Genomic DNA, 20,356 nt, shown 5'->3' on the forward strand with positions numbered 1-20,356 from the left:
CCTTAAAAAGTAGTTGTTTTACATTCTTCACTGATGGAAATTTCACATTACTTGTAGTTGTTCTGCAGCAAGGCAAACATTTCAATATCATGCCATTTCCCATTTCGGAATACAGCTTCTTTACAGGTACCTTCATGTTGAAAGCCGAGCTTTTTATAGAGAGAAATGGCTTTATCATTAAATGAAAATACACGTAAGGATACACGATGTAAGTTCAATTCTAAAAAGGCATAATTTAATAACACTGTTAAGGCTTCTTTCCCGTATCCTTGTCCCCAGCAATTCTTTTTACCGATATCAATAATACATTCCGCATTCCGATTGTGTGGATCGATGTTAATTAAAGAAGTGAGACCAATGGGAAGATGACTATCTTTTTGTTCAATGATATAACTTTTAGAAGTGGGAGAGTGGATGATTTGTTTGCAAAACGCTTCTGTTTCTTGAACGGAATGGACATCAAGATTAAGGATAGTGGTATTCATAACTTCTATATCGTTCCGCCAAAGATGATAGATGGGAATATCGTCTTCTGAAAACTTTCGTAAGCGAATTCGATTTGATTCGAACAATTCGGTATACCTCCTATTTCACCTCATTATTTTGTTTCGTGAATACTCCAACACACGAACCACAATATACTTCTCCATCAAGCTCAATATATTTTTTCATATTCGTCATCCCGCTTGGAGGGAACGGCATATGAATCCATGCTTTTTCATATGTTTGAATCTCTTTTCCGCATGATCTGCAAATTGTAGGTTTTTTGCGAAACAATGGTCATCATCCTTTCTTTTGACGCGCTTTTCCAGCACAAAATGCACTGCATAGTAAAAAGAGTGTCGCAAATCCCCAGCCGCCAATTGCTGAATATGGAACAGCATCCTTTAATGCCATCCCAGCACTGATGGAAGCGACAAATAGAAGGATAAATACCGTTGTGAGTTTTTGATAAAGTTCCATGAATGAACCTCCTAATTATGAAAATTTATTTAGTATGTATCTGGTTATTTCGTGCGATTCCTAATCCATTGAAATAAAATAAAGCAAGAGGAACCACGGTTCTCGATAATAGCGAATAGAGTCGTCTAGCATGAATACGTATCATTTTAGAAAATTGATATCTAATCTATAGGTAATGAATTGGAAGGGAATTAGGATTATAAGAAAAGGAATTCATGGGACAGGTTGTTTAAGATTATAAAGAGATATAGATAAACTCCCTTTTTATGGTTATATATACTTATATTGTATCATGATGTTTTGGTCATGTAATAGATAATTGTGAATATGTGATTTATTTCATATGTAATAAAGTTTCTATACGATATGATAAAATTATGAGTAGTTCATAAGAAGGAGCGAATAAAAATGAGCGTAATAGAACATAAAAAACAAGCACCCACAGAGGTTCGTTGTAAAATTATTACAATCTCTGATACACGTACAGAAGAGACGGATAAGAGTGGTAAGTTGTTAAAAGAATTATTATTAGAAGCGGGCCATATAGTAACTGCTTATAAAATTGTAAAAGATGATAAAGAAAGTATTAGGCAAGCGGTATTAAGTGGATATCATCAAGAAGATGTTGATGTTATCTTAACAAATGGAGGAACTGGTATTACAAAGCGTGATGTTACGATTGAGGCAGTTTCGGCATTATTAGATAAAGAAATTGTTGGATTTGGTGAATTGTTTCGGATGATTAGTTATTTAGAAGATATCGGCAGCGCTGCAATGCTAAGTAGAGCAATTGGCGGAACAATTGGAAGAAAAGTTGTCTTTTCGATGCCAGGTTCTAGCGGGGCAGTTCGCCTTGCGATGAATAAATTAATTTTACCAGAGTTAGGACACATTACATTTGAGCTGCATCGTCAATGAAAAAGCTCGCTGGGATTGTATTAGCTGGTGGTATGTCGAGACGATTTGGTGAGCCGAAAGCATTGGCAAGCTGGCAAGGACATACTTTTATCGAACAGATTGTTCAAATGATGCGGGATACTATACAAAATGTAGTTGCGATTAGTCATCCTGATATAAAAGAAAGAATTGTTACCTTAGTAGACGTTCCTGTTATAGAAGATATTCCTCCCTATAAAGGAGATGGACCGCTTGCTGGAATTGTATCGGGGATGGAGCATATAGAGACGGAGTGGTATATCGTTTCGCCTTGTGATGCACCGAACCTTTCAAATGAGTGGATTACAGCATTAATAGGACAAATAAGTGGTGAATATGAGGCAATTGTTCCGGTTATTGATGGAAGAAAGCAGCCGTTATTAGCAGCGTATCATTATCGTGTAAAAGAAAAAATATGCGTATTACTAAATGAAGAAAAACGAAGTATGGGACAACTTTTATCACAGTGCAACGTAAAATATGTGATGGAAGAGGAATGGAATGTAGCGAAAGAATTATTTGTGAATGTAAATACAAAAGAGGAATATGCGCGGTTACTGAATGAGAAAAAGAACAAAAAGGTATGACGTTATAGAGTCATACCTTTTTGCTCTTTATGAATACGATGGATGAGTTCATTGTTATATGTTTTGAGGTCAATTTTTTTATTACGCAAGTAGTTCGGTATTATTTTGGTGAAGCACCTCTTCATATTGCATGTATAAACCATGAAAAATTTCATCCCAGCTTTGTGTAGTGGCGTAGAATCTAGCGGCTATGCCCATCTGTTTACGCATTTCTTCGTTATTTAACAACTGATAAATAGATGATAAAAATGAGTTCGAATTTTTGGGCTCGCAAAGAAAACCTGTTTTTCCATCTGTAATAATATTTTTTACCCCGCCAGAATTCGCACCAACGACTGGTGTACCACATGCGAGCGATTCAAGAACGACATTGCCAAACGTTTCTGTGGCCGATGGAAATACCATGAGATCGGAGCATGCATAAGCTTCTGCTAAATTTTCTTCTTGTAAATATCCTGTAAACGTAACGTTTGCTGGTAAAGTTTCACGTAATTCTTCAGCAAGGGGACCATCTCCTGCAATGAGCCAATGAATATTATCTTTTCGTTCTTTTATTGTTGTGTGAATCAGTGTACGCAGTGTTTCGATATCTTTTTCAGGGGCAATGCGTCCGATATAGGAAAGAATGTATGGAGCAGTAATATTATATTTTTTTCGGAATAGGTCTTTATTGTAAGCCTGATGGAAGAGGGAACAATCTACGCCGCGCCCCCATATATATAAATTTCGAAATCCCTTTTGAGTTAATTGCTGTAATGTTTCAGGAGAAGGGACAAAGTTTTTTTGCATACTACTGTGAAACCACTTTAAATAATTCCATAACATATTGGAGAAAAATTCAATTTTATAATATTGCAAGTAGGAATCAAAGTCAGTGTGATAAGAACCGACAAGAGGGATATTTAATTTTTTCGCGTAATACATGCCGCATAGCCCCATGTTAAAAGGAGTAGCGACATGAATGATATCCGGCTGAAAGTTAAGAAGTTCCCGCTTAATACGCGGAGTTGGAAAAGCGAATCGACATTCTGGATACAGTATTTTTAGCGGAATACTTCTCATTTTATTCACATTGGCTACGAAATCATCTTCTGCTGTATGTTGCGGTGCGAATACGGAGTAAGCAATATTTTGTTTTTGAAAATAAAGGGTCAAACGATCTAGTGTTTTTGCCACGCCATTTACTTGCGGTGTAAATGTATCAGTAAATATGGCGACTCTCATCCAATCTCTCCTTTACATGAAAAATGGAATGAATTGATAAAAAGAGATGATGCCAGAACATGTGCCAAGGCACATACCTACAAATACATCTGATGGATAATGAAGCCCGAGATAGATGCGGGAAATTCCTACAATAATTGCTAATAGAAGTAAAACGACTAATAAGTTTGGATCATAACAAATAAATGGAACAACTACCGAAAAAATAGCTGTTGTATGACCTGACGGAAAAGAATGATCTTTTAATGGATGCGATGGATATTTTGCATCTTGAATTGTTAAATAAGGCCGTTTGCGTGGATACCACCTTTTTAATATTTGCACAGGAATATGACTAATTGTTAATGAAAGAGCTGCTGTAATTGCTGCATCGTGCAGAGGACCCTGTGAAAATATAAGAAAGCATAACGTGAGCGAGATGGAAAAGATTGCACCACCGATATGTGTAATGGTACGGAAAAAGATATTTAATGTTTTTTGATCAAAGTAACGGTTAATTCCTTTGAAAATGTAACATTCTATTTTATATAAGGAGCTGCCGGATTTAGCTTTCATGAAATCTCTCCCCCCTCATTTACATATATATTGAGATTATATCTTCTATTTTAATAAGACTTTATTGAGGGAATAATAAGATTTTGTAAAGAAAACGTTAGAGTTTTAACGAAAAAAGCTGCCATCGTGGTGGCAGCAAGTAGAGACTATTTTTGCAGTGACTTATAGTACTGTCCTTTTTCAACATATTGTTTGCGAATGCGTTCCATATCTTTGTGATCTTCATCTGTTAATTCGCGAATGACTTTTGCCGGACGACCGAAAGCCAGTGTATTAGGTGGAATTTTCTTTCCTTGTGAAACTAAACTACCAGCACCGATGAATGCACCTTCACCAATTTCAGCACCGTCTAAAATAATAGATCCCATCCCGATTAAAGAGTCTTTTTTTAAGGTACAGCTATGTAAAATAACTTGATGTCCAACTGTTACATCATCTTCTAAAAGAAGAGGGTACTGTGGACTTTGATGAAGTGTACATTGATCTTGTACATTTACGCGGTCTCCAATTATTACCTTAGACACATCACCACGAATGACTGTATTAAACCAAATGCTTGATTCTTCACCAATTGTGACATCGCCTGTAATCGTAACATAGTCAGCGATAAAAGCACTACTCGCAATTTTTGGATTTTTATCTTTATAAGGATATATCATGTAAAGCCTTCCTTTCCTAGAAACTAGTTTTAGTGTATCAAATTAAGGAAAAGAGTGAAATGGAGGAGTTTCGTATGTGGAATTATGAAGCGGAAGCAGCCAAAGCGGTAATCGTGATGGTGCACGGTGCGATGGAATATCACGGACGTTATGAGGCGCTAGCAGAAATGTGGAATCATTTCGGGTATCATGTTGTCATGGGGGACCTTCCAGCTCATGGAACAACTTCAAGAAATAGAGGACATATTGACTCATTTGATGAATACATAGAAGAAATAAAATTATGGGTGAAAGAAGCAAGAAAGTATCGGCTACCTATTTTTTTATTTGGACATAGTATGGGCGGTCTTATTGTCATTCGAATGATGGAAGAAACGAAGAGAGACGATATAGATGGAATTATATTAAGCTCGCCATGCTTAGGTGTATTAGCTGTACCTGCTGCTCCGCTTAGAGCTGTTTCAAAGGTGTTAAATATTCTCACGCCAAAACTTCAATTTCCCACCAAACTTACAGTAAACATGTCAACGAGAAATAAAGAAGTTCGCGATGCGATGGAAAATGATTCATTGTTCTTGCGCAAGGTATCGGTTCGTTGGTATAGTGAATTGATAAAATCTATTGAGATTGCTCATGACAAAATAGATGAGTTTCCAGACGTTCCGCTCTTGCTAATGCAGGCATGTGAGGATAAAATTGTAGATAAAACACGTGTCCGTAAATGGTTTGATAACTTAAATATTAGTGATAAGGCATATAAAGAATGGTCAAATTGTTACCATGAGCTATTAAATGAGTATGAGCAAGATGAGATTTTGAACTATATCAAGTCATTTACTGAAATACATGTAAATAACATAATAGAAACAAATAAATAATTATTTGTACATTTAATAGAGGAGATGAAGGAAGAAGTGAACGTACCGAGTAATCCCATAACGCTCATGGCGAAAGTATACCGTGATGTGTTTCCGGTTGTACACCATGAGCTAGCGATGTGGAAAGAGCGTGCCTACCATATTCCAAATGACGAACTTCATAGTCAAGCGATTGCAAGTATTGAGCATAAAACATTTCATTGTGAAGGCGGTGGTATTTTAGCGCTGCTCGCAAATGAACAACGCGAGGAATGTATTCGTTTTATTGTGGCGTATCAGACGATTAGTGATTACTTAGATAATTTATGTGATCGTAGTACATCGCTTGATCCGAATGATTTTGCTGCACTGCATGAATCAATGCTGACTGCATTAACACCAGAGAGTGAAGGAAGCAATTACTATCGTTATCGAGATGATCAAGATGATGGTGGTTATTTAGATGAGCTTGTTGCAACATGCCAAGATGTTTTAAAGAAAACGAAGCACTATGATAAAATCGCTCCGATTCTTCACGAACTTGCTTGTTATTATTGTGATTTACAAATTCATAAGCATGTGAAACTAGAAGAAAGAGAACCGCGCTTACAAACATGGTTTGAGGCTCATAAGGAAAATGTACCGCCAATGAGCTGGTTTGAATTTTCGGCATGTGCAGGATCAACACTTGGAATCTTTTGTCTCGTGGCGTATGCGTTTCATGATGAATTACTTGATGAAGATATTGCAAAGATTAAGCAAGGTTATTTCCCGTACGTACAAGGGCTCCATATTTTGCTTGATTACTTTATTGATCAAGAAGAAGACCGACTTGGCGGGGACTTAAATTTCTGTAGTTATTATGAAAATGAACAAGTCGTATTAGAGCGAATGAAGCATTTTGTGGAAGAAGCAGAAAGAAATATTGGTGGCTTACCACATGCGAAGTTTCATCGCCTTATTAGCCGTGGTCTCCTTGGGATTTATTTATCTGATCAAAAGGTATCAGAGCAAAAGAATATGCAGCAAATGGCACGGCGCATCGTGAAATATGGTGGATTCACTTCACGATTCTTCTATTGGAACGGGAAGATGTACCGAAAGAAAATGGCGCAGTGATAGAAATAGAAAAAGATGTGCATTTGGTGCACGTCTTTTTCTCTGTTGATTTTTGGTGATGTTCTTTTTTTAATTCGTGAGAGAAAGAAAAAATTGAGTCATAAATAAAAAGCATTTGTACAAGATGAATTGTACAAATGCTTTTTTCTATACTTTTTTTACCCGTATTTTAGAGAATAGATATAGTAAAAACTCAACTACAAAAATAATAAGAACAGATAAACCGAATAAAGGCATGACAATTCCTAATAAAATCATAATAAGTATAAAGGCAAATATGCTTTTTTTATCCTTTTGTTTTGATGGTGCTCCTACCTTACCTTGTGGCTTTCTTGCTAGCCACATTTTAACACCGAAATAAATGAGGAATAGTAAGGACAAGGTTGTAAGTAAGCATAGTATTTTGTTTGGCCATCCAAATAAATATCCTTCATGAAGGGGGATACCATAAGAAAACCACTGTGCAAATAAGCCATAATCACGATAGTCAATTTTTGAAATGAGAGTGCCGCTATATTGATCAAAATAAGCAGTAATCTCTTCATTTGGTGATACGTGCATTCCTGTAATACCAGAACCGCTAGATTTTGAAATAGTGAATACTCCTTTTGGCTCATTTGGTAATGAAATGACATATGGTTTTTCAATTTGAATAGATTTCTCTAACTCATCAATTGAAAGAGCTGTCTGTTCGTTTGAATCTGATTGTGGCGGTGTTTCTTGTCTAGTCGCCCACGGTAACTCTTTAAACTTAGACTCTGGAGGAGCCATATATAATTTCGGATATCCTAGTGATTCATTGGAAGTTGCTATGTTATAAATTTGTTTTCCCATGAAAGCAGACCAAGGTAATCCTGTTAGTACTAAGAGAACGAGTGGAATTGTAAATACAATACCGATTATGCTATGAAGTCGTTTGGATCTCTCTCTAGCGTTTGATACTGGGGGTTTCTTGAAGCGTTTTATACTCATATATAAACCAGTAACAATTAAAAAAATCGTCCAGCAAGCGGCTAGTTCGACTAAGTAGTTTACAACGGTACCGCCTACTAGAAGAGAGCTATGTAATTCTCGCATAATATTTGCAAACGTTGCATCAGCATTTTGATCCCCAACAATTTGGTTATGTTTATCTAAGTAAACATACTTCTGATCACCCGTATATTCATTTGCCATTGTGAGTCTTGTATTATGATCATCTTTAAAATAGCTAATTTTCGTCACGTTATAGTGAGGATATTTCTTTTCTGTTGTTGAAATGGATTCAGACATAGAAAGAGATTCTGTTTGCCTACTATTTCCAAAATATAAATCTTTATAGATGAAATTCTCAACTTCCTCTCGAAACAAATAACCAATGCCACTGAGTGATAAAGTAATGAGTAGCGGTGCTATGAAGAGACCGGCGTAAAAATGCCACCTCCAGAAAATATAATGAAGCGATCGATTCTTTTTCATATTTTAAATCCCCCGTTCAACCTTTTATAAAATGAATGCTCATTTAATATATCGGGATAAAGTGTGATTACTTTGAAAGAATTGTGAAAAATGTTAAAAGTTTTAGGGGCATATAAAAAAGACGTGCAGCATGCGCACGTCTTTTTAGCGATTTCTGTCGAGGGGTTGATATATTTATAGGCGCGAAGAACAATGTTGGATACATAGTTCTGTCGAGCGAATAAGTTCTTCATTTCCTTTTTTCATTCGAATTTGGAGTGTTTTTTGAAAGTAAGGTAAAGCTACATTCAGATCTCCTTCATCTAGTTTACTTTTTCCGTAATGTTGATAGAGAAAATCTTCGTAATTTGTTAAATCATTTTGGTGCAACATATGAAAGAGTTCAGCAAAGATTTCATTTGCTTTTTCAAAGTCACTTTCCCAATGATATACATGAGCAAGGCGAAGTTTGTTAATAAAAATTCCTTGCGTATGTTGTAAGGCTTCATATCTTTCTATGGCCTTTTGTAAGTAGTATTTGCTCTTAGAAAGGTTTCCTACGATACGGTCGTAAACACCGATTAAACCGCATTGCTTCGCATATGATATATCTGAATGAGCTAAATTTGTTTTTAAAAATGTAATCCCTTGCTTCATTTCAGCAAGGGATAGTGGTTTTTCGCGGAGATTTTCATCGAATGTATAGCCCATTTCAAAAGGGATGTTTTCTATTTTCATGGAATTCTCCTTCTATACTTTTTTGTTGGACAAGTATTCATTCACCGCTGCCTTCGCAAGGCAAGCTGATGAATCCACTAAATAAAGGCTGTGTGCTCCGGTGTTTAATACAACGTTTAAATCTGTACAAGCTATAATAACTCCATCTACCGTTTCAGCTAATTCTATGCAAAGTGTACGCCATGATTTAGTTGCGTCAGGCAAGTCTCCTATTTTTATGTTTGAGATAATTTGAGTGATAACCGTTTGCCAGCTATTTTTATGTATATAGTCCATACCACGTTTTGCAATCCCATCTTGATATATACCGGATTGAACAGTCGCATCGGTTGCTAAGAGAGCTACTTTCCTTACGTGATCGGGTATTTCTTTTATCGTCTCATCCACCATATTTAAAATGGGAACTGAAATTGAATTTTGTAATTCATAAAAATATAAGTGCGCTGTATTACAAGGCATGGCAATAAAATCGACACCTGTGTTTTCAAGTTTTTGAGCACCATTTATAATAGCCTTTTCCATGGCTTTATGATCAATCGATCTATCTATATAAAAAGGTGTTGGACAAGAATAAATCATCATATGTGGAAAGTCCATATCATGTTTCGCACCGTATATTTTTTGGCATTGCTCGACTACTGTATCAACGAAGGGGCCTGTGGATTTCGGCCCCATTCCTGCTAGTATTCCAATCATTGTTGTATATCCTCCTGATTTCATAATCTAAATTTAGAAATTCTTGTTTTCGTCTACATGTTCCTTCTTTTTCGTACAAGATAAAGAAACAAACTCATTAAAACAAATGAATATGCAAGTGCTCATGCAGTAAGCCAAAGCACGTGAACAAGCAAATGATGTTCATATTGTCCAAACATCAGAAAACTATTGATAGGCGGAAAAACTCATAATAGTTCCGGCATTTCTTTTTTGAGACGAATGGAAGCAATCATTTTGAGTAAAGTACTTTTTCCAGTACCATTGCCACCGATAATGGCAACCGCTTGTCCTTTTGCAATAGATAAATGAATGTCTTTTAGTATCAGTTGTTTGCCATAGGCCTTTTGTATTTCCTTTCGTTCTAATAACAAAATGATTGCCTCCTTCTTTATAGATTTCTCACATCCATTATATGGTATATTTTATTCTCGGAACAATAAAAAACGTGCAGCACATGCACGTTTTTTATAACGATTCTTGTTGAAGCGCCGATATATTTAGCGTTTCTCAATCGCCACAATAAATGGCGGGTTATTTTGTTGGTTGATGAAGCCGTAACGAAGTACGTGAGCTTGTTTTTGATCCAGCTCTTCGGCGAATTGCAGGACAGCATCGCGCTCTACTTGTCCTTCTGGATGTCCATGATAAATGACAAGAACGATAATTCCTTCTGGTGCCATGACTTCTAATAATTGTTCGATGGCAGCTATCGTTGAGTTTGGTCTTGTAACGATATATTTGTCACCGCCAGGAAGGTAACCTAAGTTGAAAATGGCTCCGGTTACTTTGCCTTTTGCTTCTTCTGGTAATACAGATAACAAAGTATCGTGGCTATCATGAACGAGAACAGTTCGTTCTTCAAGTCCTCTTTCTTTTAGGTGAGTAGCTGAACTTTCAATTGCTTCACGCTGAATATCAAATCCAAATACTTTCCCGTGTTCTCCAACAATCTCTGCTAAAAAACAAGTATCGTGACCGTTGCCAAGTGTTGCGTCTACGGCATAATCACCTTCTTTGACAGCTGTTTGCAAAAGCGTGCGTGCAAACGGTAATACACGTTCTAATTTCATACGGGTTTCACCTCATTTGCATATTTTCCTTGCCAGCTTCCGCGGCGTATAAATTCCGCATCGATGGAATTTAATACTTCCCATTTATTTAAGCTCCACATTGGACCAATCATTAAGTCAGGTGGACCGTCACCTGTGATGCGGTGCACAATGACATCTGCTGGAATGATTTCAAGTTGGTCCACAACAAGACTGACATAATCTTCGAGAGAAAGGAATTCTAACTGTCCTTTTTCATATTGCTTCACCATTGGTGTTCCTTTTAATAAATGAAGTAAGTGAATTTTAATACCTTGTACATCAAGTTTTGCGACTTCACGTGCAGTTTCCATCATCATGTTGTAGTCTTCAAGCGGAAGCCCATTAATAATATGGGAGCATACTTTAATGCCATGCTTACGAAGTTTGTTTACACCTTCTACATATGATGGATAATCATGAGCACGGTTAATGAGGTTCGCAGTGCGCTCATGAACGGTTTGCAGTCCAAGTTCAACCCAAAGATACGTGCGTTTATTTAAATCAGCTAAATATTCAACGACATCGTCAGGTAAACAGTCGGGACGAGTTGCGATTGAAAGACCAACAACATCTTTTTCTGCCAACAGCGGTTCGAATTTTTCTTTTAGCATTTCTAATGGAGCATGCGTATTGGTGTATGCTTGGAAATAAGCGATACACTTTCCATCTTTCCATTTCGATTGCATTTTTTCTTTCATTTCATGATACTGCGTTACAACATCATCGCGGCGATCGCCAGCAAAGTCACCAGAACCAGCAGCGCTGCAAAATGTGCATCCGCCGTATGCGACTGTGCCATCACGGTTTGGGCAATCAAATCCAGCGTCTAATGAAACTTTAAAGATTTTTTCGCCGAACTCTTTTCGTAAGTGATAATTCCACGTATGGTAACGTTTATTGTCATTTGTATATGGAAAAGGGTTTTGAACCTTCATTACATATCCCTCCTAAAGCCTAAAATGAAACAAAATCCATTATAACATACTCATAAGGTCGATATGGAAGGGACACACTAAGGGAGAACTAAAGGCAAGGGGGCTACATCATGGCAGAGCGTCAATCACTTGAAGAATACATTACGCAAGCAGAGCAAGCTATAGAATATGCAAAAGAGCAATTAGATATCGGAAGTAAACAAGAGCATTACAATACAATGGAGTATTCTGATGCACAATTACAATTAGAACAAGCTTATAACGATTTACAAATTATGCAGCAACATGCGAATGATGAACAACGTGAGCAATTAAATCGTGCACGTATGGCAGTTCGTCAATTACAGCACCAAATGATTATTACACCGCACTAATAAGGAGTGAATGTAATGGCAAAGCGCTCAGATCAAAATAACCCAGAGCAAAAAACGCAAAATGGACATAACGCTGAGTTCTCAAATGAACTCGATCCAGTGGTACAAGCAAAACAGCGTAATCGTAAAACAGGACAACCACAAAAATCAAAGCAATCAGAGTAAGCCAGGTCGCTTGTTTAATTTTACAGGAAACCTGACGTATATGCAGACTCTATATGTATGTATCGCAATTTATACAATCTAAATTATTTTCAGTGTCATCTAGATGAAGTTTTTCAAGATGGGGCCATTCGAATAAATTTGGCGTGTGATTACGTATTGGACAGTTACGCCTTTAAAAAAATAATGTTGGAGAAAAAACTGCTTCAGAAATGGAGCAGCTTTTTGTATTTTTGAATCTCTCCGTTATAATTAAGATTCAAGTAAGCAGAGTAACGGAGGAATAAACAATGATTGCACATATCGGTACAGTAGCAGTTTACGTAGATGATCAACAAAAGGCGCTCGAGTTTTGGACAGAGAAAGCGGGATTTGAAGTATATCGTAACGATCCAATGGGACCAAACGCAAGCTGGATTGAAGTAGGACCAAAAGGCACACGTTCGCACTTAGTCATTTATCCCAAAACAATGATGCCAAATGCAAATGAGCTAAAAGCATCAATCGTGTTCGTAACAGAAAATATGACAGAAACGTATGAAACAATGAAGAAGAACGGGGGAGAATTTACACAAGAGCCAAATAAAATGGCGTGGGGAACATTCTCTATCTTTAACGATAATGAAGGGAATGAATTCGTTTTAAAAGGTTAAAACAATAAAAGGAAAAGCTGAGCTTACATGGGCTCAGCTTTTTGTGTGACATTATAATCCAAATTGTCGAATATTCCGAATTTTTTATCGTCATGTATGTTAATAGGTGGTATGTTAATAGGTGGACATTTGAATTTTTGGATGTATTGGTTTGTTTATAAAAAGCATGATAAGGAAAATGTGAAGGGGAAGGGATATAGATGAATAATACTATGAAAATAAAGAATGTCGATGTATATCCGAATGTAAATGTTAGCAAGGTAACACGTTTTTAATGTGATTTTTTCTATGAAATTGAATGGAATGAATCTATTGATATGGTTCTAAAAAAATGAAAAATAAGCATTTATATTACAAAAGTGTAAGGTAAATGTAATGTTAAACAATGGTAGATGATGCAGAAATGGTACAAACTAGAAAATGGAAAAACAATTGTAGGAGGATATATATGAACAAACCAGTTGTAGACGTAAAAAACGTTCAAAAAGTGTACGGTAAAAAAGGTGAGAGTCAATCACATGCGTTAAAAGGTGTATCATTCTCTATTCAAGAGGGTGAATTTGTTGGAATTATGGGGCCATCTGGTTCAGGGAAAACAACTTTGCTAAATGTAATTTCAACACTGGATAAAGCAACGGGCGGCGTTGTTGAAATTGCAGGTACAGATATTACAAAAATGAAGCAAGGAGAACTATCTGATTTCCGCTCACAAAAGTTAGGATTCATCTTCCAAGACTTTAACTTATTAGAAAACTTATCAATCTATGAAAATATTGCTCTGCCACTTTCTTTGCAAGGCGTTCCATCACGTAAGATTGGACCGAAAGTAGAAAAGGTAGCTGAAATGTTAGGAATTTCAGAAATACTTCAAAAGTACCCATCTGAAGTATCTGGTGGACAAAAACAGCGTTCAGCAGCAGCGCGTGCGCTTGTACATGAGCCAGCGATCATTTTAGGAGACGAGCCAACAGGAGCGCTTGATTCTAAAAATGCAACGAGTCTTTTAGATGCAATGACAAACTTAAATGAAGAACAAGGTGTATCGATTATGATGGTTACCCACGATCCATATAGCGCAAGTTACTGTCAGCGTATTTTATTCATTCAAGACGGCGAGTTATACAAAGAAATTCACCGCGGTGGTACGCGCGAAGCGTTCTATAAAGAAATTTTAGATGTGCTTGCAGACTTAGGCACACAAAAAGCATAAGAAAGGAGGTTCAGACATGTTATTTAAGCTTTCTATGTCAGGACTGAAAAGTAAGCTGAAAGATTACATTGTCTTACTTGTTGGTCTTGTAATGTCAATTTCGATCTTTTACATGTTCCAAACGTTAGCATTGAATAAAGCGTTTATTGAGGCGAATTCTGTAATCAGTAGTATTCAATTCGTCTTCCATGCTGGTGCGGTACTATTAGCTATCATTACATTCTTCTATATTTTATATGCTAATTCTTTCTTGCTATCACTTCGTCAAAAAGAATTTGGTATGTATATGATGTTAGGAGCCAAAAAGCATAAGGTGACACTGCTTATGTTTATTGAAACAATTGTATTAGGAGCAGCATCTCTTGTAGTTGGTATTGCAGTCGGTGTAGGGCTCGCGCAAGGAATTGGTAAACTACTTATGCAACAGCTTGAATTTACTGCAGGTGGCTATCATGCATTTTATGTTCCATCTATGCTTGTTACATGTATTTTCTTCTTAGTACTATTTGTTTTATCAGCAATTATGAATAGTATCAAATTATCACGTATTACGGTTCTACAACTGGTTCATGCTGATTCTAAAACGGATCGTGTTTCTAAAGCAGGAGTAAAGACTGTTATAGCTGCATTCGTTGGAATTATTCTATTAGCAATTGGCTATGCTTCTATGATTTACATGGGTAAGTTGGCGCAAATGGGGGTTATTATTGCATTAATCACTGTAACGTCCGGAACTTACATGTTATTTGGAACATTCCTTCCGCTTATTATTAAAAAGCTAAAGAGTAATAAAAAGCGTACTGAAAAAGGACTTAATGCTTTTACATTTGCACAGTTAAATTTCCGCATCAATAGCTTAACAAAAGTACTAGCTACAGTAGCGATGTTAGTGGCGCTTGGAGCGGGTGCGATTTCAGGCGGTATGGCGTTCAAAAATAACGTTATGCTTACTGTCGATGGTTTGGCAATTTATGATGTTACGATTCATAATCCAACAGCCGAAGAGAAGAAAATTTTAGATGGTATTACATTTAAAGAGAAAAGTGAATATCGTTACAAAACAGACGATAAATATGTCTATTATTTAAAAGAAGATTTAGAGAAAAATCGTCCTTTAATACAAGATTTAAAAGATTTTAAAGGAATGAAAGATATTGGTAAAGTGAAACGAGTTTCTGAAGAACTGCCAGTAGGTGCGATTTCGAGTTCCGGTCAAGAAAAATCTGATAATGTGATTCCAAAGGAGTGGGATCAGGCATTAAGCACGATTCATCCAATTTATGTATCCCCTAATCAAACAATTAAAATTGTAGACCAAAAAATGTATGATGGTTTGCAAGGTAAAGAGGGCGTTGCATTACTTGGAAAAGTAGATGATTTCTTAACATATAAAAAAGAGTGGAAAAAAATTGACGAGTTGCAGCTAGTTAAATATAAAAATGTAAAAGAAAATTCCTTGCAAAGTAAGAACCAGTTTTATACTGGATTTTACGGCATCGCTAGTGGAACAGTATTTATGGGGCTCTTCCTAGGAATTGCTTTCTTAGCAATGATGGCAAGTTGTTTAATGTTTAAAATTCTATCGGGTGCATCAAGCGATATTACACGTTACCAAATGCTTCGTAAAATCGGTGTTCGCCGTGAATTATTAACGAAGTCTATCTATAAAGAATTATTCTTAGTATTCTTATTCCCAGCGATTGTGGGTATTGCTCACGTGTTAGTTGGTATGAATATTTTCGGATTTATCTTAATTGACCCGTATTTCCGTATTTGGTTACCAATTGTAATTTTCGTGGTCATTTACACAATTTACTACTTCATTACAGTTCAATTGTATAAAGGAATTGTTCTTCCGAAAGAGGACTAAGAGTTAGAAAATACCGAGCAGAGGGTGCTCGGTATTTTTTCTTTTTCATTTAAATATCATTATCTGAATTTCACCAACTATTAATCAGTTGCCTTCCTATTTAAAAACGACTACAATTTTACTGTTATGTATAGAACGAAAAAAACAGAATAGGAGGGGGAACTATGCCAAGGAAAGTATGGCTATTAGTAGCTGGGATGATTATTAATGTCACGGGTGCTTCTTTTTTATGGCCATTTAATACAATTTATTTACATGATCATTTAGGAAAATCGTTATCTGTGGCCGGAATGGTATTAATGATTAACTCGTTAACAGGAGTAATTGGTAACTTACTCGGCGGTGTTTTATTTGATAAATGGGGCGGATATAAGTCGATTTTAGTAGGAATTGTGATTACACTATTAGCGATTTTAGGTCTTGTATTCTTCCATGATTGGCCATTATATGTTGTGTGGCTTGCGTTAATTGGATTCGGTTCTGGTATGGTCTTTCCATCGATGTATGCGATGGTTGGTACGGTTTGGCCAGAAGGCGGACGGAGAGCATTTAATGCGATGTATGTTGGACAAAACGTTGGAATCGCTGTTGGTACAGCGTGCGGTGGTTTAGTTGCTTCTTATCGTTTTGATTATATTTTCTTAGCGAACTTTATTTTATACTTTATTTTCTTCTTAATTGCTTTTATCGGATTCCGTGGTATGGAAGATCAGAAAGATAAGAGTGTAGAAGTAAAAGAAGGAAAGAAAAAAGGTTGGTCACTTACACCAGGATTCAAGGCACTTCTTATTGTATGTGTAGCATATGCTTTATGCTGGGTTACATATGTACAATGGCAAGGTGCGATTGCGACACATATGCAGGAATTAAATATTAGCCTTCGTCATTACAGCCTGTTATGGACGATAAACGGGGCGATGATTGTTTGTGCGCAGCCATTAGTAAATACGATTATTCGTGCGATGAAGCGTTCTTTGAAACAACAAATTATGATCGGAATCGGCATTTTTGCAGTGTCATTTATTGTACTTAGTCAAGCGCAGCAATTTACCATGTTCCTTGTCGCGATGGTGACATTAACAATTGGTGAATTATTTGTTTGGCCAGCTGTTCCAACGATTGCGAATATCCTTGCACCAAATGATAAGCTCGGTTTTTATCAAGGTGTTGTAAATAGCGCAGCGACTGTTGGGAAAATGTTTGGCCCAGTTGTTGGCGGAGCAATTGTTGACTTATACAATATGGAAGTATTGTTTATAGCAATCATGGTAATGCTTGTAGTAGCGCTTATCGCAACGAGCATTTATGATAAACGAGTGAAAGTGGAAGAAACAGTAGAAGAAAAAATTGCAGTTTAGTTTGACGGAACATGTAACATGTTTTAGAATATATTTAAATTAACTCATACTTGTAATAACAGTGAGAAGGAGTAGTAGTAATAGAAGCTGGTTTAGAGAGTTGACGGTTGGTGCAAGTCAATCCACGTTTCGTTATGAACTCGCCTTTGAGTTGCAGTTGTGAACCAAAGTAGCAATTGCCGTCTATCCACGTTACGGATCTAAGCGAATGTATATATTAGTGCTTGTTCAAAAGGAAGATAAAGAAATGCGACAGCTATCTTTACCGAACATTTTGAACATCCTTTATTACATTAATTTAGGGTGGTACCGCGGGAATCTATAACCTCTCGTCCCTTTCTAGGGATGAGAGGTTTTTTGTATTTTAGGCGGTGAAAATAAATACAATTTGAATGGAGGATATCTCATGAGCTTTAATCATCAAGAAATTGAGAAGAAGTGGCAAGCGTATTGGGAAGGGAATAAAACATTCCGCACGCCAGATGAGACAGAAAAACCAAAATTTTATGCATTAGATATGTTCCCATATCCATCAGGAGCTGGGCTACACGTAGGACATCCAGAAGGATATACAGCAACGGATATTTTATCTCGTATGAAACGTATGCAAGGATATAACGTTCTTCATCCAATGGGATGGGATGCATTTGGTCTTCCAGCAGAGCAATATGCACTTGATACTGGAAATAGCCCAGCAGAATTTACAGAGAAAAACATTAACACGTTCCGTAACCAAATTAAAGCACTTGGCTTCTCTTATGATTGGGACCGTGAAGTAAATACAACAGATCCAAACTACTACAAATGGACACAATGGATCTTCTTACAGCTATTTGAAAAAGGATTAGCTTACGTAGATGAAATACCTGTAAACTGGTGCCCAGCACTTGGTACAGTACTTGCGAACGAAGAAGTTATCGACGGTAAGAGTGAGCGCGGTGGACATCCTGTTGAGCGTCGTCCGATGAAACAATGGATGTTAAAAATCACTGCATATGCAGATCGTCTACTTGAAGATTTAGATGATCTTGATTGGCCGGAAAGCTTAAAAGATATGCAACGTAACTGGATTGGTCGTTCTGAAGGTGCAGAAGTACACTTTAACATCGATGGTACAGATGAGAAGTTTACAGTCTTCACAACGCGTCCTGATACACTATTTGGTGCAACTTACTGTGTACTTGCTCCAGAGCATGCGCTTGTTACAGAAATTACAACTGCGGATCAAAAAGAAGCAGTAGAAGCGTACATTGATTCTGTAAAAGCGAAAAGTGATTTAGAGCGTACAGAACTTGCGAAAGAAAAAACAGGCGTATTCACTGGTGCTTATGCAATTAACCCAGTAAACGGTGAGAAATTACCAATCTGGATTGCTGACTATGTACTTGCAACTTACGGAACAGGTGCTGTAATGGCAGTTCCAGCTCACGATGAGCGTGATTATGAGTTTGCACAAGTATTTAGCCTTCCAATGAAAGAAGTTGTAAAAGGCGGAGATATCACGAAAGAAGTATATACAGGTGATGGTCCACACGTAAACTCAGCATTTCTTGATGGTCTAAATAAAGAAGAAGCAATTGCTAAAATGATTGAATGGCTTGAAGTAACAAGTGCAGGAAATCAAAAAGTAACATATCGTCTTCGTGATTGGTTATTCAGTCGTCAACGTTACTGGGGTGAGCCGATTCCAGTTATCCATTGGGAAGATGGTACAATGACAGCTGTAAAAGAAGAAGAATTACCATTAGTTCTTCCAAAAACAGAAAACATTCGCCCATCTGGTACAGGTGAATCACCACTTGCAAACATTGAAGAGTGGGTAAACGTTGTTGATCCTGAGACTGGTAAAAAAGGTCGTCGTGAAACAAATACAATGCCGCAATGGGCAGGTAGCTGCTGGTATTACCTACGTTACATCGATCCAAACAACAGCGAAGCACTTGTAGACCCTGAAAAAGTAAAACAATGGCTTCCAGTTGATATTTATATCGGCGGTGCAGAGCACGCTGTACTTCATTTACTATATGCTCGTTTCTGGCATAAAGTATTATATGATATCGGTGTGGTTCCAACGAAAGAGCCATTCCAACAATTATTTAACCAAGGTATGATTCTAGGTGAAAATAACGAGAAAATGAGTAAATCAAAAGGGAATGTTGTAAACCCTGATGATATCGTAGCAAGCCATGGTGCAGATACACTTCGTCTTTACGAAATGTTCATGGGACCATTAGATGCTTCAATTGCTTGGTCTGAAAATGGTCTTGACGGAGCTCGTCGTTTCTTAGATCGTGTATGGCGTCTATTTGTTCAAGATAACGGTGAACTAAGTGAGAAAATCACAGATGCCTCTAATCAAGAACTTGAGAAAGCATACCATCAAACAGTGAAGAAAGTTACAGAAGACTATGCAGAGCTTCGCTTTAACACTGCAATTTCTCAAATGATGATGTTCATTAACGATGCATATAAAACAGAAGTACTTCCGAAAGAATATGTAGAAGGTTTCGTGAAAATGATTGCACCAGTTGCACCGCACGTTGCGGAAGAACTTTGGAGCAAGCTTGGACACAGTGAAACAATCACATATGCAAGCTGGCCAACATTTGATGAGTCTAAACTTGTAGAAGATGAAGTTGAAATCGTTGTTCAAGTTATGGGTAAAGTTCGTGCGAAACTGAAAACGAAAAAAGACGCATCAAAAGAAGAAATGGAACAACTTGCTATCGAAGTAGTGAAAGAACAAATTGAAGGGAAAACAGTTCGTAAAGTAATTGTTGTTCCTGGAAAACTTGTTAATATCGTTGCAAATTAATAGGAAAGAGCAGTCCTTATGAAGTGACCCCTGTCAAGTAGACTGTATTCAAAAAGCACAACTAAGTAACCTGAGTTCTATATTTATATGGACTCA

22 protein-coding genes, 3 pseudogenes and 1 other annotated feature are annotated in these 20,356 nt (G+C 37.0%); of the genes and pseudogenes, 12 read left to right on the top strand and 13 right to left on the bottom strand.

Going from position 1 to position 20,356, the window contains the following annotated elements:
* Nucleotides 1–47 precede the first annotated feature (47 nt).
* Genes JDS96_RS09040 through JDS96_RS09050 form a run of 3 tightly spaced genes read right to left on the bottom strand, consistent with a single transcriptional unit; the run spans nucleotide 48 to nucleotide 963 of the window.
* Entirely contained in the window at nucleotides 48–572 is a 525-nt protein-coding gene (locus tag JDS96_RS09040; protein ID WP_003201303.1) for a GNAT family N-acetyltransferase, read from the bottom strand.
* A 13-nt stretch (nucleotides 573–585) separates the two neighbouring features.
* Nucleotides 586–777, bottom strand: coding sequence for a hypothetical protein (locus JDS96_RS09045; protein WP_018782078.1), 192 nt, complete (start codon nucleotides 775–777; stop codon nucleotides 586–588).
* Nucleotides 778–783: 6 nt separating this feature from the next.
* Complete coding sequence (locus tag JDS96_RS09050) at nucleotides 784–963, bottom strand: hypothetical protein (RefSeq protein WP_003208786.1); 180 nt, start codon at nucleotides 961–963, stop codon at nucleotides 784–786.
* A 408-nt stretch (nucleotides 964–1,371) separates the two neighbouring features.
* Between JDS96_RS09050 and JDS96_RS09055 the strand changes: the two genes are divergently transcribed.
* Both JDS96_RS09055 and JDS96_RS09060 read left to right on the top strand, forming a co-directional pair.
* Nucleotides 1,372–1,881, top strand: coding sequence for a MogA/MoaB family molybdenum cofactor biosynthesis protein (locus tag JDS96_RS09055; protein ID WP_199666636.1), 510 nt, complete (start codon nucleotides 1,372–1,374; stop codon nucleotides 1,879–1,881).
* Entirely contained in the window at nucleotides 1,878–2,486 is a 609-nt protein-coding gene (locus JDS96_RS09060; protein ID WP_199666637.1) for a molybdenum cofactor guanylyltransferase, read from the top strand. Before JDS96_RS09055 ends, JDS96_RS09060 begins: the two co-directional genes overlap by 4 nt.
* An 81-nt stretch (nucleotides 2,487–2,567) precedes the next feature.
* On the opposite strand, the gene JDS96_RS09065 is transcribed toward JDS96_RS09060, so the two are convergent.
* The 3 genes from JDS96_RS09065 to JDS96_RS09075 form a co-directional block, all read right to left on the bottom strand.
* Nucleotides 2,568–3,710 (bottom strand): glycosyltransferase family 4 protein, encoded by a 1,143-nt coding sequence (locus JDS96_RS09065; RefSeq protein WP_003208784.1) that lies wholly within the window; start codon nucleotides 3,708–3,710, stop codon nucleotides 2,568–2,570.
* A 12-nt stretch (nucleotides 3,711–3,722) separates the two neighbouring features.
* Nucleotides 3,723–4,265: a phosphatase PAP2 family protein gene (locus JDS96_RS09070; protein ID WP_003201315.1), complete on the bottom strand. Its 543-nt coding sequence runs from the start codon at nucleotides 4,263–4,265 to the stop codon at nucleotides 3,723–3,725.
* 146 nt (nucleotides 4,266–4,411) lie between these two features.
* A complete protein-coding gene (locus JDS96_RS09075) occupies nucleotides 4,412–4,924 on the bottom strand; it encodes a gamma carbonic anhydrase (protein ID WP_003201317.1) in 513 nt (170 codons plus the stop codon).
* Nucleotides 4,925–4,998: 74 nt separating this feature from the next.
* Here JDS96_RS09075 and JDS96_RS09080 point away from each other — a divergent pair, with 74 nt between their 5' ends.
* Together JDS96_RS09080 and JDS96_RS09085 are read left to right on the top strand one after the other, a co-directional pair.
* The gene (locus JDS96_RS09080; protein ID WP_018764577.1) at nucleotides 4,999–5,802 is read left to right on the top strand and encodes an alpha/beta hydrolase; all 804 of its coding nucleotides are present in this window, start codon (nucleotides 4,999–5,001) and stop codon (nucleotides 5,800–5,802) included.
* A 36-nt stretch (nucleotides 5,803–5,838) separates the two neighbouring features.
* On the top strand, nucleotides 5,839–6,900 hold the full coding sequence (locus tag JDS96_RS09085) for a tetraprenyl-beta-curcumene synthase family protein (RefSeq protein ID WP_018764576.1): 1,062 nt from the start codon (nucleotides 5,839–5,841) through the stop codon (nucleotides 6,898–6,900).
* A 147-nt stretch (nucleotides 6,901–7,047) separates the two neighbouring features.
* Here JDS96_RS09085 and JDS96_RS09090 read toward each other — a convergent pair whose 3' ends face one another.
* The 7 genes and pseudogenes from JDS96_RS09090 to mnmL all read right to left on the bottom strand — a co-directional run bounded on the left by JDS96_RS09090 (nucleotide 7,048) and on the right by mnmL (nucleotide 11,818).
* On the bottom strand, nucleotides 7,048–8,358 hold the full coding sequence (locus JDS96_RS09090; protein WP_199666638.1) for a PepSY-associated TM helix domain-containing protein: 1,311 nt from the start codon (nucleotides 8,356–8,358) through the stop codon (nucleotides 7,048–7,050).
* A gap of 174 nt (nucleotides 8,359–8,532) precedes the next feature.
* Nucleotides 8,533–9,075, bottom strand: coding sequence for a hypothetical protein (locus JDS96_RS09095; RefSeq protein WP_199666639.1), 543 nt, complete (start codon nucleotides 9,073–9,075; stop codon nucleotides 8,533–8,535).
* Between the two features lie 12 nt (nucleotides 9,076–9,087).
* On the bottom strand, nucleotides 9,088–9,771 hold the full coding sequence (locus JDS96_RS09100; protein ID WP_199666640.1) for an aspartate/glutamate racemase family protein: 684 nt from the start codon (nucleotides 9,769–9,771) through the stop codon (nucleotides 9,088–9,090).
* A gap of 53 nt (nucleotides 9,772–9,824) precedes the next feature.
* Nucleotides 9,825–10,034, bottom strand: a pseudogene (locus JDS96_RS33000) (ATP-binding cassette domain-containing protein); the annotation flags it as partial.
* Nucleotides 10,017–10,163 (bottom strand): annotated as a pseudogene (locus JDS96_RS31970) (ATP-binding cassette domain-containing protein); the annotation flags it as partial. The pseudogenes JDS96_RS31970 and JDS96_RS33000, both read right to left, overlap by 18 nt.
* A 126-nt stretch (nucleotides 10,164–10,289) precedes the next feature.
* Complete coding sequence (mnmM, locus tag JDS96_RS09110) at nucleotides 10,290–10,862, bottom strand: tRNA 5-(aminomethyl)-2-thiouridylate-methyltransferase MnmM (RefSeq protein WP_199666641.1); 573 nt, start codon at nucleotides 10,860–10,862, stop codon at nucleotides 10,290–10,292.
* Nucleotides 10,859–11,818, bottom strand: coding sequence for a tRNA modification radical SAM protein MnmL/YtqA (gene mnmL, locus JDS96_RS09115; protein ID WP_199666642.1), 960 nt, complete (start codon nucleotides 11,816–11,818; stop codon nucleotides 10,859–10,861). The genes mnmM and mnmL overlap by 4 nt, the downstream gene beginning before the upstream one ends.
* A 110-nt stretch (nucleotides 11,819–11,928) precedes the next feature.
* Here mnmL and JDS96_RS09120 point away from each other — a divergent pair, with 110 nt between their 5' ends.
* From JDS96_RS09120 to leuS, 8 genes and pseudogenes are all read left to right on the top strand, one after another.
* Nucleotides 11,929–12,192, top strand: a complete 264-nt coding sequence (locus JDS96_RS09120; protein ID WP_199666643.1) for a YtzC family protein — start codon at nucleotides 11,929–11,931, stop codon at nucleotides 12,190–12,192.
* Between the two features lie 15 nt (nucleotides 12,193–12,207).
* Nucleotides 12,208–12,357 carry a glycogen biosynthesis protein GlgD gene (locus JDS96_RS09125; protein ID WP_199666644.1) on the top strand — a complete coding sequence of 50 codons (150 nt, stop codon included), beginning with the start codon at nucleotides 12,208–12,210 and terminating at the stop codon, nucleotides 12,355–12,357.
* A gap of 4 nt (nucleotides 12,358–12,361) precedes the next feature.
* Nucleotides 12,362–12,493, top strand: a pseudogene (locus tag JDS96_RS09130) (DUF418 domain-containing protein); the annotation flags it as partial.
* Nucleotides 12,494–12,644: 151 nt separating this feature from the next.
* The gene (locus JDS96_RS09135; RefSeq protein ID WP_199666645.1) at nucleotides 12,645–13,007 is read left to right on the top strand and encodes a VOC family protein; all 363 of its coding nucleotides are present in this window, start codon (nucleotides 12,645–12,647) and stop codon (nucleotides 13,005–13,007) included.
* A gap of 448 nt (nucleotides 13,008–13,455) precedes the next feature.
* On the top strand, nucleotides 13,456–14,217 hold the full coding sequence (locus JDS96_RS09140; RefSeq protein WP_018764569.1) for an ABC transporter ATP-binding protein: 762 nt from the start codon (nucleotides 13,456–13,458) through the stop codon (nucleotides 14,215–14,217).
* Between the two features lie 16 nt (nucleotides 14,218–14,233).
* Nucleotides 14,234–16,087 carry an FtsX-like permease family protein gene (locus JDS96_RS09145; RefSeq protein WP_199666646.1) on the top strand — a complete coding sequence of 618 codons (1,854 nt, stop codon included), beginning with the start codon at nucleotides 14,234–14,236 and terminating at the stop codon, nucleotides 16,085–16,087.
* A gap of 164 nt (nucleotides 16,088–16,251) precedes the next feature.
* A complete protein-coding gene (locus tag JDS96_RS09150) occupies nucleotides 16,252–17,445 on the top strand; it encodes an MDR family MFS transporter (RefSeq protein WP_199666647.1) in 1,194 nt (397 codons plus the stop codon).
* 52 nt (nucleotides 17,446–17,497) lie between these two features.
* Nucleotides 17,498–17,785, top strand: a binding site (T-box leader).
* A 66-nt stretch (nucleotides 17,786–17,851) separates the two neighbouring features.
* Nucleotides 17,852–20,260: a leucine--tRNA ligase gene (gene leuS / locus JDS96_RS09155; protein ID WP_199666648.1), complete on the top strand. Its 2,409-nt coding sequence runs from the start codon at nucleotides 17,852–17,854 to the stop codon at nucleotides 20,258–20,260.
* Nucleotides 20,261–20,356: the final 96 nt, after the last annotated feature.

It is taken from the genome of Bacillus cereus group sp. N21, from assembly GCF_016483395.1.
GTDB lineage: Bacteria > Bacillota > Bacilli > Bacillales > Bacillaceae_G > Bacillus_A > Bacillus_A pseudomycoides.